The sequence below is a fragment of the Ureibacillus terrenus genome (assembly GCF_006569205.1).
Lineage (GTDB): Bacteria > Bacillota > Bacilli > Bacillales_A > Planococcaceae > Ureibacillus > Ureibacillus terrenus.
In genome coordinates, this window is the sequence record NZ_VIGD01000013.1 from 88,486 (window position 1) to 104,630 (window position 16,145).

Here is a 16,145-nt window from a genome sequence, read left to right on the forward strand (position 1 = left end):
CGTTGTCATTCCTATAGTCTCCGCCAATATACAATACATTCAAAAAAGGATTCACGGGGGTGAATCCTGGTTTCATTTCAATCGGGCAATCCAATCATAATGTAAAATGACTTGTGGAAATCTCCTTGTCGTTTGCGGAATAAATATCAATGCGGGAAGAATTCTTGTAAAAACGGACCCCATGGATTTTGCCATCAGGATAAATTTCTCCGCCACCATCAATTCCGATTTTTTTGCGGCAAGGGGAAATCCAGACTTTGCTTGAACCATCTTCATTCAAAAAAATCGTCGGCGTATGGCCGAATACCACGATTTCCTTCGCCCGATGCGGTACTTTTGAAAACTCCTCGCGAATCCAAAGAAATTCGTCCGAACTTGTTTCCAAAAAATCCTCCACATCCGGATTAATTCCCGCATGGACAAACAGATAAGGCTTCCAATAATAATACAGGCGAAGATTTTTTATAAACTCCACTTCGTCCGGAAACTGTTCTTTTATTATTTCGACGATTTGTTCCCCGCTTAGATCTTCCGGAGACAGTTTTTGATCTAAGGCTGAAAAAAAACTTTGAACGGTGCTTACGCCGCCCACTTTCGGGTCAAAATAAAAATCGGACATTTCTTTCGGTTTTTTTAGCCAATTCATAAAAATCTGTTCATGGTTGCCGCTTAAAGTAACGACTTTATGTTTTTCCGACAGCTCCATCACTTTCCGCAGCACCCGGAGGCTGTCTCTTCCCCGGTCAATATAATCACCTAAAAAAACGAGCAACTCTTCCTCAGGGTTCCAATAATTCAAGATTTTATCCAATAAATGATAACTTCCATGTATATCTCCAATGGCAAATACTTTGTCCATTTATACACCTCTTTATTCAACAATCGAATACGGTTGAGCTTTTTTGAATCTTTTTCATCCATTAACATTTTATTCAATTATACTACAGAATTGTGTGAAAATTTCACATGATTTCATTACAATTTATGCACTCATAATTGCAAGCTTTTCTTCAAAACCGATAAAATCGCCAAGGCATTGGGCTGAGGTATAGATTAAACTTTCAGCTTTCATACTAAATTTTGATATATTTTCCCCATGAATTATGATATAAGGTGATATTATGAAAAAAACGCATTCATTCCTTTTACTGCTATTGATTTTTGTCCTCTTTGCCTGCGGTGTCCCTTCCCAGGCGAATCTGGGCAAGTCTGGTGATGGAAAAAATGAATCGATTAATAAAGAAATCCGTCAGCTGGTTGTGGATAATGAACACATAAAAATTACCGTATTAAATATGAAGAAAATCAAAAAAAATTCGAAGACCACCGTTACGGTTCATTTTGATATTTTAAACAAACGCGAAGATACCATCAAAATTCAGGCTCAAAGGCTGTCTGTAGACGATCGTATGGTCGATGCAGCCATTTATCAAATGGAACAAGAAATTTCTCCGCAAAAAGCGGCAAATGCCAAACTGACGATCCGGCAAACTGAAGATGCCGAATTTCCGGAATTTGAAAATGACATGGAGATGGAACTGCTCATTTCCTCATTAGAAGATCCTTCCTATACTGAAACCCGCCATGTTAAAATCATTTATTAGTTGGTTCAATTAAGGAAGAATGACGAACATTATCATGTATAATAGATGTGGATATTAAATCTTTGCATCAATCGCATTTAAAGGAGTTCTACGGATGAAAATTATCTTGACCACTTTGAACGCCAAATATATTCATACAAATTTGGCCATTCGATATTTAAAAGCCTATGCCCGTCCGGAATTCGATCCGGTGATTGTCGAATTTACCATTAAAGAACCTGCGTTGAACATCGTGACCGATCTTTATCAAAGAAAACCGGATTTGGTGGGGTTCAGCTGTTACATTTGGAATATTGAAGAAACGATTAAAGTGATCAAAATGCTCCGGGCAGTAAGTCCTCATACAAAAATCGTCCTGGGAGGCCCGGAAGTATCCTATGATGTCCATTATTGGCTGCGCCGTTTGGAAGGGCTTGCGGATTTCATCATTATGGGAGAAGGGGAGTATTCCTTTAAACAACTTCTCCGCTATGTGCATGAGGAAATCCCTCTGGAGGAAGTGCCGGGAGTTGCTTATTTGCAGGACGGGAAAATGAAAATACATCCTCAGCCGAAAAAAATCGACCTGCGGGAAATGCCGAGCCCATTCCGCTTTGAAGAAGACCGGGAGTCACTTTCCAAACGCATTCAATATATCGAAACAAGCCGCGGCTGCCCTTTCACATGCCAATTTTGCCTATCTTCCATCGAAGTCGGGGTCCGTTATTTTGACAGGGAAAAGATCAAAGAGGACATCCGATATTTAATGGCCAATGGGGCAAAAACGATCAAATTTGTCGACCGTACATTCAACATCAGCCGGCGTTACGCCATGGACATGTTCCAATTTTTAATTGATGAACATGTACCCGGCGTCGTGTTCCAGTTTGAAATCACGGCGGACATCATGCGGCCGGAAGTCATCCGATTTTTAAATGACAATGCACCGGAAGGATTGTTCCGATTTGAAATCGGCGTCCAATCCACGAATGATTTGACCAATGAACTTGTGAAGCGGAAACAGAACTTCGAAAAATTAAAAAGAACGGTCATGATGGTAAAAGAGGGGGGAAAAATCGACCAGCACCTTGACTTAATCGCCGGTCTTCCCGAAGAAGACTATGAAAGTTTCCGAAAAACTTTCAACGATGTATTTGAAATGCGGCCGGAAGAGTTGCAGCTCGGCTTCTTGAAATTGCTGCGCGGCACCGGATTAAGAAATGATGCAGAAAAGTTCGGGTATACATATGTGGATATCGCCCCTTACGAAATCCTTTCCAACAATGTGTTGAGCTTTGATGACATCATCCGCATCAAACAGGCGGAAGACGTGCTCGAAAAATATTGGAATGCCCACCGCATGGACAACACCATCGAATATTTGGTGACAGAAGTCTTTGAAACGCCATTCGACTTCTTCCAAAATTTCGGCACTTTTTGGGAAGAAAAAGGATGGTCAAGAATCGGGCATCAATTGGAAGATTTGTTCAAAAGATTGGACGAATTTTTGCGTACGCTTCCTAATGTCAACCTGGGAATCGTCCACAGTTTAATGAAGCTCGATTTCTTGGCAAAACAGCAATTCCAGCCGCGGAAACTTTGGTGGGAAGAACGGATTTCAAAAGAAGATTTAAAAGCGATTAACAAATTGCTGCTCGAAAAACCTGAAATCGCCGGAAAAGAATTTGCCCAAATGCAATTGAACGAAAAGGAAATCGTGAAACATTGCCTCATTGTTCCTTTCAACATCGACTACAAACAATATCAAAACGGGAATATCGTTGAAAGCGATGATTATCTTTTGACCGTATTCAGACCTGGGAACACCCCTTACTTCGCATCCTTTCCCAAAAACATGGCGGAAAAATAATGGCTGAAAATAAAATGAGTAGTACAAACAAGCCAAAGTTTGTACTACTTTTTTGTTCGTGCCGGTTCGCTGTAACAAAAACTTTCCAAAGGGGCCTCCTTTGAACATCTTTTCCGGCTAATCCCTTTACTTCGACTCACCGCACACATCCTTATGTTTCATCCGGACAAGGAATAGATAAGATAGGACGGATCCGATGCTTCCAATCATCATGACAACCCCCATTGAGATGGAAGGGTCCCCTCCAAGACCGGTCAAAGGCGCAAGGGAACCGGAAAGCACATATTGGAGTACGCCGAGCAATGCCGAAGCACTTCCGGCGATTTTCCCTTGATTTTGCAGCGCCAAAGATTGTCCTGTCGTATTGACGATTCCCATGCTTGCAATCGCCAAAAACAAAGGCGGCAACACAAAATAAAGGCTCGCTTTCAGGCTGAGCATCGCCAACAAGGCCGCTGTCCCGATAAATGCCAGCCCGATTCCGAAAACCAATAATTTTATCTCATTGAACAGCCCCACCAACCGTCCAGTAATTTGGCTGCTGACCACAATACCGAGCCCGTTCATCGCAAAAATCAAACTATAGAGCTGTGCGGAGATGCCATACAATTCCTGCAATACGAAAGAAGAACCGGAAATATACGCGAACATCATCGTAAACATAAAGGCGATAACGAATGCGTAGCCGATAAAACTTCGATCAAGCATCAAACCTTTAAAGACAGACAATGTCTGTCGAACGCTTCCTTTTCTTCTCATATGGGTCTCCAACGACTCGGGCAAACAAAAAAGGACAATGAAGAACATCGCAATACCTGCCAGCGTCAGGAACAAGAACACCCCTTTCCATGGCGCAAACAGTAAAATAATTCCTCCCAGCACCGGCGCAAGCACCGGTGCAGCCCCTTGCACCAAAGCCAACATCGCAAACACTTTCGTCAATTTTTTTCCGGAGAACACATCCCTCAAAATTGCCCGGGAAAGAACGATGCCGCTCGCCCCGGAAAGCCCCTGCAAAAAGCGCAAAGCGATGAACAATCCAATACTCGGCGCAATAATGCACAGAAAAGAGGTTGCGGTATAAACGGCAAGGCCGATGAGCAGCGGTTTGCGCCGCCCTTTTGCGTCACTGATCGGACCAATCAGAAGCTGCCCGCAAACAAGGCCAAATAGAAAAAAAGTCAAACTCAACTGTACAAGGGATTGAGTTGTGTCAAGTTCTTGCGCTATGTGTGGCAACGCAGGCAAATACATATCAATGGAGAGCGGCGAAAACGCGCCCAATGCGCCCAAAATTGCCGCCAGCTTCAACGGTTTCACATTCATTTCCCCATGCATCCTTTGAGCCATCAACATTCCCCCTTCTTCTCGACAACTTTGTTGACAGCATCATCTCTGCCATAAATGAGCCGGTTTTCGTCGCAAATCTCACTTCAACAACTCCAGAATAATAAACCATAACACCGGTACAAAAAGCGCAGGCAACATATTTAACGATTTGCTGTCCTTAATTCCCAAAATCGACAATCCGGAACTTAAAATCAAAATGCCACCCACAATGGAAATCTCCGTCATGAGATCTGCCGTCAGAAATGGCTCAATATATTTGGCGCTTAAATAAATCGCTCCTTGCCAACAAAACAGCACGACCGCTGCAAAAGCGATGCCGATTCCATAAGTGGCGGCCAAGGCCATAGAAGTGACCAAATCAAGGGTCGCGTTGGTAAATAAATATGTATGATTATGATTCAATGCGCTTTCCACAGGACCTAAAATGGATAAAGTCCCGATGCAAAACAGCAAAATTGCCGTGGACAATCCCTTGCTTAGATCCGTTTTGGAAAAACGGTCGACCATGTTCTTGAACTTTCCATCAAAATCAATGATGGTGCCAATCAAACCGCCGATGGACAAACTGACGATGAACAATACCGGGTATTTGCTGTGCGGCATATTTTGGACGATCGCATTGATGCCCAATGCGGTGGCTGCAAACCCCATAGCCGTAAAAAGAGCCGTTTGATACTCTTCTTTGATTCCTTTCTTTAATACACTTCCTATTAAACTCCCCGCCAGAATACACACGGTATTTACGATTGTGCCGATCATCCCTTTACACTCCCGTCAACAAAACCTTAGAATTTGAAAATTTTGCAATAATAAAGAATTGTAACATAATTGATTTTTAAATTCATATTTTATTTTTCTGCCAAAACTTCTATTCCCTTTTTCCTCCCTTCCCAAGATCTGCATTTCACTAACGATGCCTGCGGTTGTTTATTTTCCTCCACCCAGCTTTTTCTTCCATTCTAAAAAAATCCGAATTCATATAATGTTCCAAAAATACTATTTACGTGAAAAAAATAATATGTTAACTTATTTGTTGTATTGGTTAACAAAAAGTTTCGCACCAAAGAAGGTGATCAGTTGGACCATTTCTGGGTCGTCGGGACCGGTACAGATGTAGGCAAAACCTTTATCACGACATTGATGATGCGCTACTTGCAAAGAAAAGGGTTAAAAGTTGTGCCGTATAAGCCGGTACAAACGGGTGCGGTCAAAAAAGGGAATAAAACCCATTATTCCGATACAACTACATATTTAACCTATAGCCTGCAACCGCTTTCTCCGGACGACATCAATTCTTATTCTTTTCCCACCCCCGCCTCTCCCCATTTTGCCGCGGAGCTTGAGGGGGAATGGATCAGCGGGGCGCAAATACTCAATAAAATCGATCATTTGACGAAAGAGTACGATGTGGTCATTTGCGAAGGCGCCGGCGGGCTTTATGTACCTTTGCAGCCCTACACTTCCCTGACTTTATTGGATATCATTCAGCGATCAAAACTGCCGGCCGTACTCGTTACCCGCTCCAATCTTGGCACAATCAACCATACGCTGCTTTCCTTGGAGGCCCTGAAATCCCGGGGAATTGAATTGCTTGGCATCATTGTCAATCAATACGAACATAGTCCAATAGAAAAAAGCAATGTCCAAACTTTGCAGCGATTCATTCCTTCGATCCCTTTTGTCATCGTGGAAGGAAACCGGACGATTGAGAGCTTCGATGATGAAACGATTTTTGAAAGGCTGATGAAGCGTGAATTATTACGAACTTCAGGATCTTGATTTAAAACATATTTGGCACCCCTGTTCGCAAATGAAAGACTATGAAACCTTTCCTCCAATCGTGATAGACCGGGGCGAAGGCGTCTGGCTGTACGATAAACAAGGAAACCGCTATTTGGATGCGGTGTCTTCCTGGTGGGTGAACTTGTTTGGACATGCCAACCCGCGCATAAGCAAAGCCATCAGCGACCAGGCAAAAAAATTGGAACATGTCATTTTTGCCAATTTCACCCATGAACCGGCCATTCATGTCGCTGCAAAACTTGTGGAAAAAACGCCGGATGGCTTGGAAAAAGTATTTTTTGCCGACAACGGTTCGGCGGCCATAGAAGTCGCATTGAAAATGAGCTTTCAATATCGTGCGCAAATGGGGCAACCGGAAAAACAACGGTTCTTGACTTTTACAAACGCGTACCATGGTGAGACCCTTGGAGCTTTGTCCGTGGGGTCCGTTGATTTGTATAACAAAGTATTTACACCCCTTCTTTTAAATGTTGTCCGTGCGGAAGGACCGGATTGTTTCCGTTGCCCTTTCAACGAACATCCCGATACTTGCGATGCTCCTTGCGCAATGTTTGCCGAAGAACAGCTTGAAAATCATGCGGACACCCTTTCCGCCGCCATCATAGAACCGTTAATCCAAATAGCCGGAGGAATGAAAATGTATCCTCCGGTTTTCCTAAAAAAATTAAGGGACTTGTGCGACAAATACGATGTCCACCTCATCGCCGACGAAATCGCGGTCGGCTTCGGAAGAACGGGAACGCTTTTTGCCTGTGAACAGGCCGGGATTACCCCTGATTTCCTTTGCCTTTCCAAAGGCATCACCGGCGGATATTTGCCGCTTTCCGCCGTATTGACGAGAAACAAAATTTATTATGCCTTTTACGATGACTACGGCACGATGAAAGCGTTCCTGCATTCCCACAGCTACTCGGGAAATCCGCTGGCGTTGAGGGCCGCCCAGGAAGTACTGTCCATTTTTGAAGAGGAGCATGTTTTGGAAAAAAACGCGGCAAAGGAAAAGCGGTTAAAACAATTGGCCCACGAAGCCTTTGACGGTCTTCCATATGTCGGAGAGTATCGTCAAACGGGATTTGTCGGAGCGATTGAATTGGTCGCCGATCAAAAATCGAAGACCCCTTTTCCTGCAGAAGAGCGAATCGGCTACCAAATTTACAAAAAAGCGTTGAAGAAAGGAATTTTGCTTCGGCCGCTCGGCAATATTTTATATTTCATGCCTCCATATGTGATTTCCGAAGAAGAAATTGCATGGATGGTGGAAACCGCCAAACAGGCAATAGTTGAATTTTTCAATGAGAAAGGGATGGGAGTTCGATGAAAAATTCACAAATATACTCACTGACTCTGGTAGCAATTTTTGCAGCATTGACCGCGATTGGGGCATTCATCAAAATACCGCTGCCGATTGTCCCATTCACATTGCAAATTGTCATCGTCTTTTTGGCCGGATCCATTTTGGGCAGCAAAAGAGGATTGCAAAGCCAATTGGTATATATCCTTGTCGGCTTGGCCGGACTTCCGGTATTCACAAAAGGCGGGGGGTTGACCTATGTATTGCAGCCGACTTTTGGATATCTGGTCGGTTTTGCCGTCGGGGCTTTTGTGATCGGATATATCATTGAGCGGGGAGGAGAAGAGCCTTCCCGTCTGCGATTTGTCATTGCCAACCTGGCCGGCACTTTCGTCATCTATGCAATCGGCGCTCCATATGTCTACCTGGCGTTGAACTTCTGGCTTGATATGCCGACAAGCGCTTCCACCGTTTTCGTAACGGCATTTTTAAGCACGGTCGGGGTTGACATTGTACTGGCAATTCTTACAGCGCTATTTGCAAGAAGAATTTATTTCTTATTAAATAAAAAATTAGTGAATGCACTGGAGGAAACAAAATGAAGTGGCAAACTTTGGCCCAGGAAGTCATTAACGGAAAAGAACTTTCAAATGATGAAGCAATGTCAATCTTAAACGCGGATGATGATGAACTCCTGCCATTATTGCATGGCGCTTTCACCATCCGTAAACATTACTTCGGAAAAAAAGTAAAATTGAATATGATCATGAACGCGAAAAGCGGGTACTGCCCGGAAGATTGCGGCTATTGCGCCCAATCATCCAAATCCACCGCCAAAATTGAAAAGTATCCGTTTATTACAAAAGAAGAAATTTTGGAAGGGGCAAAAATCGCTTTCGAAAATAAAATCGGGACGTACTGCATCGTGGCGAGCGGCCGGGGCCCAACACGCAAAGATGTGGATGTCGTCAGCGAAGCGGTTAAAGAAATCAAAGAAAAATACGGCTTAAAAATTTGCGCCTGCTTAGGGATTTTAAAAGAAGAACAGGCCCAGCAGCTAAAAGAGGCCGGAGTGGACCGCTACAACCATAACATCAATACATCCGCAAGACACCATTCATTTATTACAACAACCCATACGTACGAAGACCGGGTAAATACAATCGAAATAGTGAAAAAACACGGCCTTTCCCCTTGTTCCGGGGCCATTATCGGCATGAAAGAAACAAAACAGGACGTGATTGATATTGCCCGCGCCTTAAGAGAACTCGATGCGGATTCCATTCCGGTCAACTTCCTTCATGCCATTGAAGGGACAAAACTGGAAGGCACCAATGAGCTCAATCCGCGCTATTGCTTAAAAGTGCTTGCATTATTCCGCTATATGAATCCGACGAAGGAAATCCGCATTTCCGGCGGACGCGAAGTCAATCTCCGCTCCTTGCAGCCATTGGGATTATACGCCGCAAACAGCATTTTCGTCGGAGACTATTTAACAACGGAAGGACAAGAAACAAACCAGGATTTTCAAATGCTAGAGGATCTGGGATTTGAAATCGAACTTACAGAGAAGCAGCAAGAATTATTGAACGCCTGATGAAATGGTTATAGAACGTAATCGGCAAAGGGGATTCATTCTTATCCTCTTTGCTTTTTATTGTGTCTAAGAAAAAAATTCACTCGGGCAGATGGTGGACTCTCTTGGGCATTTGGCATTTCCTGTTGGGCTGATAGAATCTCCTCTTGGGCGTTTAGCCCTTCCTCTCGGGCATACAGATGCACCCTTGGACATTTAACACTTCCTCTTGGGCGGATAGATGACTACCATGGGTATTTAGCTCTTCCTCTTGGGCGGATCTGCTATTCGCTCGGGCACTTGCAACTCCTTCTTGGGCGGGCAATTGCCTAACTTGGTCACTTAAAGCCTCTCCCCGGCAGATAGATGCCCCGTTTGCCCACATAAAGATTCTCCTTCGGCAGACAGTACGTTAACTTTTGCGCACAACACCCCTTTTCATTAATTTAAGTTCCATATCCTGCTCCCATGTTCCCGCCGTTACTTTTCCCATGCAAACACATATACTACAAAAGATAATGGATCAGGGGGAGCAGGAGGATGACAAACGATTTTTATCCATTTTATCAGCCAAATCGCCAAAATCAGACGTCCTCAGAGAACAGGAGCAGAAATCAATCTGAAATCAAGTTTGCCAAAATATCCATATTCGGCCAAATTCTTTCTGTCATCGGGGGGATCATCTCCATTTATGCACAATTTTTGTCACTGGAAAAATTTGAGTCGGAACAACCAAACAATGATGAAAGAATCAGGAATCTTGAAAAGCAAATCCAATATTTGACTCAGCAAATAGAAAATCAAAAAAAGAACTATTAGAAAAGCTTGCAAAAAAGCCTTAATGGATCTTTTCGCAAGCTTTCATTTAATGAAAAAACATGGCATATACTACTAATCTATCTGTATTGGGCTTGAATAAATGTTCTTCCGCAAAACCGCCTCGCATTCATTTAACCACAATCAATTTCTTTTCAACCGGAACTATTTCTTTTTCCTGCAAAGGCTGCGCTTGTTTTCCGAAAGGCATTTGGGCTATGAGCTTCCAACTTTCAGGAATATTCCATTCCGGTTTTATGGCCACTTCCACATGTTGTAGGGATGCGGCATACCCCACTGCTTCCAAGCCTGTCCAAATTACATATTGAAGCATGCCCTGGTTTTGGTGCCCCCATTCTTCGAACGCATCATGAAGATGAGGCATTTTTTCTTGAAACTCCTTGATGACATCCCGATCTTGGAAAAATAAAATCGTACCATGACCATTGCGGTAGCCTTCAATTCGTTCAAGCGTCCGGGAAATGTCACCCTTATTTTTTTCGCGGGCAATTTTTTCGGCACTGTCCCAAAGCTCCTTATGGCTATCTCCAAACAAAACGGCCACACGGGTTTCTTGTCCATTGAACGCAGTCGGTGTATGGTTCAACGCTGACTTCACAATTTCAACAACTTCATCGTCCGGTACAACGGCTTCATCTTCCAACACACGTATGGAACGGCGGTTTTTGATTGCTTCGAAAAATTCCATTTTTGTTACTGCCTCCTTCGATTCAATTTTCTAGTACTATTAATAACATAATTTTTCCAAAATAGCATTTCTAATGCCTGACAATCTGATGAAGATTTCAACATCATTCAATATGGATTCGTAAAGTCTTCTTATACATTGCCAGATTAATTTTTAATCACAAATCTGTTACCATTCAAACATGAAAAACGGGCGGATGAAGATTTTCATCCGTCCGTTTTTGGCATAAAAATCTTTGCCGCTTGCCGGCATCACCAGCTTTTCACCAATTGATTATGATGTCTCCCAATCGGAACAATGGAAGGGGATAAAGAAACCGGATCTTGAATGACCGTGCAATCCAGTCCAAAGACATCCTTGATTAATTGGCTGCTGATCACTTCCGACGGCGTTCCTTCCGCCACAAGCTTCCCTTTTTGGAAGGCAAAAATATAGTCTGCATATCGGGCTGACAGATTAATGTCATGAAGCACCAGGACGATCGTCGTGCCGCGCTTTCTGTTCAAATCCGTCAACATATCCAAAATTTCCACCTGATATGTGATATCCAAATATGTCGTCGGTTCATCCAAAAATAAAATATCGGTCTGCTGGGCGAGGGCCATTGCAATCCATACCCGCTGTCTTTGTCCGCCTGAAAGTTCATCGAGATAACAATCAGCCAAATCGGAAATGTTCATGATTTCCATCGCTTCGCTGATTGCTTCATCGTCTTTAGCGGTCCATCCTTTTAGAAACGAATGGTGCGGAAATCTGCCGCGTCCCACCAAATCGGCGACCGTAATCCCTTCCGGAACAACGGGTGATTGCGGCAAATACCCTAACACACGAGCCAATTGCTTTGTCGGAAATTGATGGAGGGGTTTTCCATCCAACAGTACTTGGCCGCTGGTCGGCTTGATTAATCTGGCCATCGTTTTCAACAACGTCGATTTTCCGCATCCATTCCCCCCGATGATGACGCTGATCTTGTTGCTTGGAATGGTGATGGTCACATCTTGCAAAACGTTTTTTTTCTCATACCCCGCATAAAGATTTTCAGCTTTCAGCACGTGTGCAGGTTTCATTACAATCCACCCTTTCGATTCAATCGGACTAATAAATAGAGCAAATAAGGCGCGCCCAGGATTCCGGTGATGACCCCGACAGGATAGCGGGCTTCAAAGGCATGTTGGCCAATCAGATCCGCCGCCAGCACCAAGATCACTCCGACAAGCCCTGAAGGAACGATGTTGGAATAGCCGGAACCCATGATCCGGTTGGCAATGGGACCTGACAGAAACGCGACAAAAGCAATCGGACCTGTTGTTGCCGTCGCCAAGGCAATCATCAAAACGGAGCTAAGCATCAGCATGATTCTGGCTTTATTCACATTCACGCCAAGGGAAGTCGCCGTCTGATCGCCCAATTCCATCATCTCCAAATGCTTTCCATAAACCAGCAAAATGGGCGTAAAAAGAATCACAATGATGAGCAGCGGGTAAAGGGTTTCCATCTTCAGGCCATTCAAACTGCCGCTGAGCCATCGCATTGCTGCAGGCAAATCATGCTGGTTTCCGATCAAAAGCAGATAGGAAATGACGGAATTGAGCATCGCCTGAATGCCGATGCCGATTAAAATCAGCCGTCCGATGGAAAAAGAGCTGCCCTTTGCCAACAAATAAATAACGAAAACCGTCACCAGTCCGCCAATTACCGCGGCAATGGAAGTGACCATAAGACTTCCGTGCAGAATCAGGATGGAAAATACTGCTGCGGCACTGGAACCGGTTGTAATTCCGATGACATTCGGATTGGCAAGGGGATTGCGAAGCATCGTTTGAAACACATATCCCCCCGCCCCGAAGGCAAACCCCGCAAATACTCCTGCCACCATCCGGGGAAGCCGGATCGTACCTACCGCAAAGGAGGCACCCTTTACTTCCTCCCCGAATAGAACCCGCAACACATCTTGAACTGGATAAATCGTGTTGCCCAGCATCAGCGACAAAAAACATAGGGCAAAGGAAATGAGGCATAGTAGCAATGTCAATAATGCATAACGACGACGTTTTCTTGATCGGGCTTTCCGAATTAACTGCAATGTCTCCATCATAGTTCACGAACTTTCGCTTTCATGGTAATGAAAATTAAAATAGGAGCGCCGATAAAGGCGGTCACCACCCCGACTTCCAATTCTCCGGGGCTGCCCAGAAGCCTTCCGCACACATCCGACAAGGTTAAAACTGCCGCTCCGGCAAGGGCGGACATCGGAATGAGATATCGCATATCCGGCCCGATTATTAAGCGTATCACATGAGTGGCAAGCAATCCGACAAAGCCGATCGGGCCTGCCAGGGCTGTGGCAGCACCGCATAAAACGATCGCCCCGAATGCAGCAAGCAGCCGAATGAAGCCAATCCGTACACCCAAACTGGCCGCAACTTCATCCCCCAAAAGCATCGCATTTAAGGCAGGAGCTGTAAAGATGGCAATTAGGAACCCCGCCACAAGAAATGGAAGGAAAGTCCAAACGGAATCCCATGTGCCGGAACCTGTGCTGCCGACTTGCCAAAAACGGAATTGGTCCATCACATTGGTGCGGGGAATCATGATGGCAGAAACAAGGGAAGAGAAAATGGCGCTTGTCGCAGCCCCTGCCAAAACAAGTTTCAATGGTGTGGCCCCGCCGCTTCCCATGGAACCAATCGAATATACCAAGATGGCAGTAACCATTGCCCCGGCAATCGCAAGCCAAATATATTGGCTTGGAGCACTGATATGCAAGAAAGCGATTCCGCTGACGACAAAAAGGGATGCTCCCGTATTGACGCCCAAAATGCTCGGGTCCGCAATCGGATTGCGGGTCACCGATTGCATCAAGGCCCCGGAAACCCCCAGAGCCGCTCCCGTCATCAGGCTGAAAATAGTCCGAACCACCCTTTGCCGTACGACATTCGCTTCATGACTGTCCACCTGGGAATGGAACAGCCCATCCACGAGATCCTCCCAACTGATGACCCTGGAACCAAATAATAAAGAAGAAATGATGCAACCTCCCAATAAAAGCACCATTACTGTGAGCAGGGCAAAAAACTTTTTGGGGATGAAACGCTGCGGTTTGTCTTTAAATGCTGCGGTTTTCTTCATATTAATTTATTTTTTTGCCGCTTCCGCAAGCAAACTCAAATATTCGTCAATGGTGTACGCAATGGAAAGCGGATTCGGATTGCCTGCTGCAGCCAATGGTGTATTATCGCCAATCACTGCAACAGCTCCTTTTTGAATGGCTGGCACTTTGCCTAAAATCGGATCTTTTTGAAGAGCTTTTAATGTTTCTTCTGTTCCATATGTCACGATGATGTCCAAATCATTCAGCACATCCGCGTTTTCCGCGCTCACTTCAATGTAGAAGCTGTCTTGGTCGCCAATATGTTTTTTCAGACTGTAAGAATATTCCATTCCCAACTCTTCAAGAAATTCACCGCGCGGGTCTTGTGTCGTATAAATGTAGAATTTTGATAAATCCGTTGCATCGATGGAAGCGAAAGCCGCTTTTTTACCTTTGAGTTCAGGATATTGGCTTACCTTTTCCTTAATCAAGTTCTCAGTGTCTTGAATCAACCGCTTTCCTTCTTTTTCCATCCCCATTCCTTTGGCATTATATAAAATTTGATCCCTCCAGGAAATGACCCATGGCTTTTCGGGATAAGCCACAACCGGTGCAATTTGGCTTAATAGATCGTATTCTTCTTTCGTAATGCCTGAATATGCCGCAAGAATGACATCCGGCTGACTGTCCGCAATCGCTTCGAAATCAAGACCATCTGTATCATGGAAAATATTTGTATTTTCCACACCAAGTTCTTTTAATTTTTCTTTCGTCCATGGGAGCATGCCGCTGTCATCCTGGACGCCATAGTTGGCAGCCGAAAAACCGACAGGGACGACCCCCAAAGCGAGGGCTACATCATGGTTCGACCAGGCAATTGTCGCGACGCGTTCCGGTTTTTTCTCAATTACCGTTTCACCAAAAGCATGTTTGATGACGATTGGATATTCTGATGTTGAACCACCGTTTTCATTGTCCGATTTGTTCTGTCCGGAATCTTTGCCGGCAGATTGATCCGAGCAGGCTGCCAGAATAAACACTAAAATTGCCGCAAATATCTTCAATAAAAAGGAAACATGTTTTTTATTCACAAGTTTGCACCTCTCACTATGTATTTGATAATAATTATCATTTTCATTGTAAATATATATTTTGCAAAAACGATTGTCAATTCCCTTTTTTTAATTAATAACGAAAATTTTTTAATCATCCCGAAATAATCTCGATTGCGGAAGAGTTATGCATTGATGGCATTGTTCAAAAATTATATGTAAGAAAATATCCAATAATAAAAACACTTTGCCTCTGTTTCCTTGCGGCAAAGTGTTTTTATTTATGAATGCAACGATTTTTACTTCCTTCATGTGCGGCCGATATCGATGACAATGACGGGTTCGCGGCCTTCCAAAGCATATACATCAAACATCATGCGGTTCTGCGGAAAAGCCAATTTGGACGCTTGTTTTTTGTTTCTTCTGTCCATATCATTTAAATTTTCATTTAACGAAGGGGAAGCTTTCAAAATGATATAATCCACATCTAAAATGCGGCACAACTCAATCAGCTCGATCAGTGCCTTGATTTCAATGCCTTTGTTCTGATACGGATCGTTTAAAGAGATTTCATTCACCACAAGAAATTTAATGTAGGATTCATTCAATTCTTTTTCAAAATGTTTCAGGAAGGAAACCATCAGCAGATAATCTTCGCGGGAAAAACCTTTTGCCATCGATAACATTTTTGCCGGGGCGGCGAAAAAGGAATTATAAATTTTAAAATGAAAATATCCAACCGTTTCCTGAATTTCATTCAAACGGTTAATATTTGACCAGCCATGGATGATGGGATATTCGGGATTCTTTTCAATGGAAGTATCCATCCGGATATAATGATGGTTATGCTCTTCGAAAATCACATCCGGCCGCTTCCTGTAAATTAGCACATTATTTCAGAATCCCTTTTTCAAATTATTTCGGACGGATTCTGAAATAATGTGCAAAATCTTTGCGAATTATTCCAGGTTTTGCAGATTATTTCCGAACATTTGCACATTATT

The 16,145-nt window shown here is 43.8% G+C and carries 16 protein-coding genes; 7 read left to right on the forward strand and 9 right to left on the reverse strand.

What is annotated here, in order from left to right; translation table 11 throughout:
• Positions 1-94 precede the first annotated feature (94 nt).
• Positions 95-859, reverse strand: a complete 765-nt coding sequence (locus FKZ59_RS10820; protein ID WP_141602771.1) for a metallophosphoesterase family protein — start codon at positions 857-859, stop codon at positions 95-97.
• A gap of 262 nt (positions 860-1,121) precedes the next feature.
• Here FKZ59_RS10820 and FKZ59_RS10825 point away from each other — a divergent pair, with 262 nt between their 5' ends.
• Together FKZ59_RS10825 and FKZ59_RS10830 are read left to right on the forward strand one after the other, a co-directional pair.
• Positions 1,122-1,604, forward strand: coding sequence for a hypothetical protein (locus tag FKZ59_RS10825; RefSeq protein WP_141602772.1), 483 nt, complete (start codon positions 1,122-1,124; stop codon positions 1,602-1,604).
• Between the two features lie 94 nt (positions 1,605-1,698).
• Entirely contained in the window at positions 1,699-3,453 is a 1,755-nt protein-coding gene (locus FKZ59_RS10830; protein WP_141602773.1) for a B12-binding domain-containing radical SAM protein, read from the forward strand.
• 126 nt (positions 3,454-3,579) lie between these two features.
• On the opposite strand, the gene FKZ59_RS10835 is transcribed toward FKZ59_RS10830, so the two are convergent.
• The gene (locus FKZ59_RS10835; protein ID WP_246045873.1) at positions 3,580-4,803 is read right to left on the reverse strand and encodes a multidrug effflux MFS transporter; all 1,224 of its coding nucleotides are present in this window, start codon (positions 4,801-4,803) and stop codon (positions 3,580-3,582) included.
• A 78-nt stretch (positions 4,804-4,881) separates the two neighbouring features.
• Positions 4,882-5,562 (reverse strand): DUF554 domain-containing protein, encoded by a 681-nt coding sequence (locus FKZ59_RS10840; protein ID WP_141602775.1) that lies wholly within the window; start codon positions 5,560-5,562, stop codon positions 4,882-4,884.
• A gap of 318 nt (positions 5,563-5,880) precedes the next feature.
• Between FKZ59_RS10840 and bioD the strand changes: the two genes are divergently transcribed.
• The 5 genes from bioD to FKZ59_RS10865 all read left to right on the forward strand — a co-directional run bounded on the left by bioD (position 5,881) and on the right by FKZ59_RS10865 (position 10,292).
• Entirely contained in the window at positions 5,881-6,582 is a 702-nt protein-coding gene (gene bioD, locus FKZ59_RS10845; RefSeq protein WP_141602776.1) for a dethiobiotin synthase, read from the forward strand.
• On the forward strand, positions 6,554-7,924 hold the full coding sequence (bioA, locus tag FKZ59_RS10850) for an adenosylmethionine--8-amino-7-oxononanoate transaminase (RefSeq protein ID WP_141602777.1): 1,371 nt from the start codon (positions 6,554-6,556) through the stop codon (positions 7,922-7,924). Before bioD ends, bioA begins: the two co-directional genes overlap by 29 nt.
• Entirely contained in the window at positions 7,921-8,499 is a 579-nt protein-coding gene (locus FKZ59_RS10855) for a biotin transporter BioY (RefSeq protein WP_141602778.1), read from the forward strand. Before bioA ends, FKZ59_RS10855 begins: the two co-directional genes overlap by 4 nt.
• Positions 8,496-9,494, forward strand: coding sequence for a biotin synthase BioB (gene bioB / locus FKZ59_RS10860; RefSeq protein WP_141602779.1), 999 nt, complete (start codon positions 8,496-8,498; stop codon positions 9,492-9,494). The genes FKZ59_RS10855 and bioB overlap by 4 nt, the downstream gene beginning before the upstream one ends.
• A 519-nt stretch (positions 9,495-10,013) precedes the next feature.
• Entirely contained in the window at positions 10,014-10,292 is a 279-nt protein-coding gene (locus FKZ59_RS10865) for a hypothetical protein (RefSeq protein WP_141602780.1), read from the forward strand.
• Between the two features lie 127 nt (positions 10,293-10,419).
• On the opposite strand, the gene FKZ59_RS10870 is transcribed toward FKZ59_RS10865, so the two are convergent.
• From FKZ59_RS10870 to FKZ59_RS10895, 6 genes are all read right to left on the reverse strand, one after another.
• On the reverse strand, positions 10,420-10,998 hold the full coding sequence (locus FKZ59_RS10870) for a nitroreductase family protein (RefSeq protein WP_141602781.1): 579 nt from the start codon (positions 10,996-10,998) through the stop codon (positions 10,420-10,422).
• Between the two features lie 251 nt (positions 10,999-11,249).
• Positions 11,250-12,065, reverse strand: coding sequence for an ABC transporter ATP-binding protein (locus FKZ59_RS10875; RefSeq protein WP_141602782.1), 816 nt, complete (start codon positions 12,063-12,065; stop codon positions 11,250-11,252).
• Complete coding sequence (locus FKZ59_RS10880) at positions 12,065-13,093, reverse strand: FecCD family ABC transporter permease (protein ID WP_141602783.1); 1,029 nt, start codon at positions 13,091-13,093, stop codon at positions 12,065-12,067. Before FKZ59_RS10880 ends, FKZ59_RS10875 begins: the two co-directional genes overlap by 1 nt.
• Complete coding sequence (locus tag FKZ59_RS10885; RefSeq protein ID WP_408057493.1) at positions 13,090-14,052, reverse strand: FecCD family ABC transporter permease; 963 nt, start codon at positions 14,050-14,052, stop codon at positions 13,090-13,092. Before FKZ59_RS10885 ends, FKZ59_RS10880 begins: the two co-directional genes overlap by 4 nt.
• Positions 14,053-14,133: 81 nt before the next feature.
• On the reverse strand, positions 14,134-15,180 hold the full coding sequence (locus tag FKZ59_RS10890; RefSeq protein WP_141602784.1) for an iron-siderophore ABC transporter substrate-binding protein: 1,047 nt from the start codon (positions 15,178-15,180) through the stop codon (positions 14,134-14,136).
• A gap of 269 nt (positions 15,181-15,449) precedes the next feature.
• Complete coding sequence (locus tag FKZ59_RS10895) at positions 15,450-16,031, reverse strand: hypothetical protein (RefSeq protein WP_141602785.1); 582 nt, start codon at positions 16,029-16,031, stop codon at positions 15,450-15,452.
• Between the last annotated feature and the right edge of the window lie 114 nt (positions 16,032-16,145).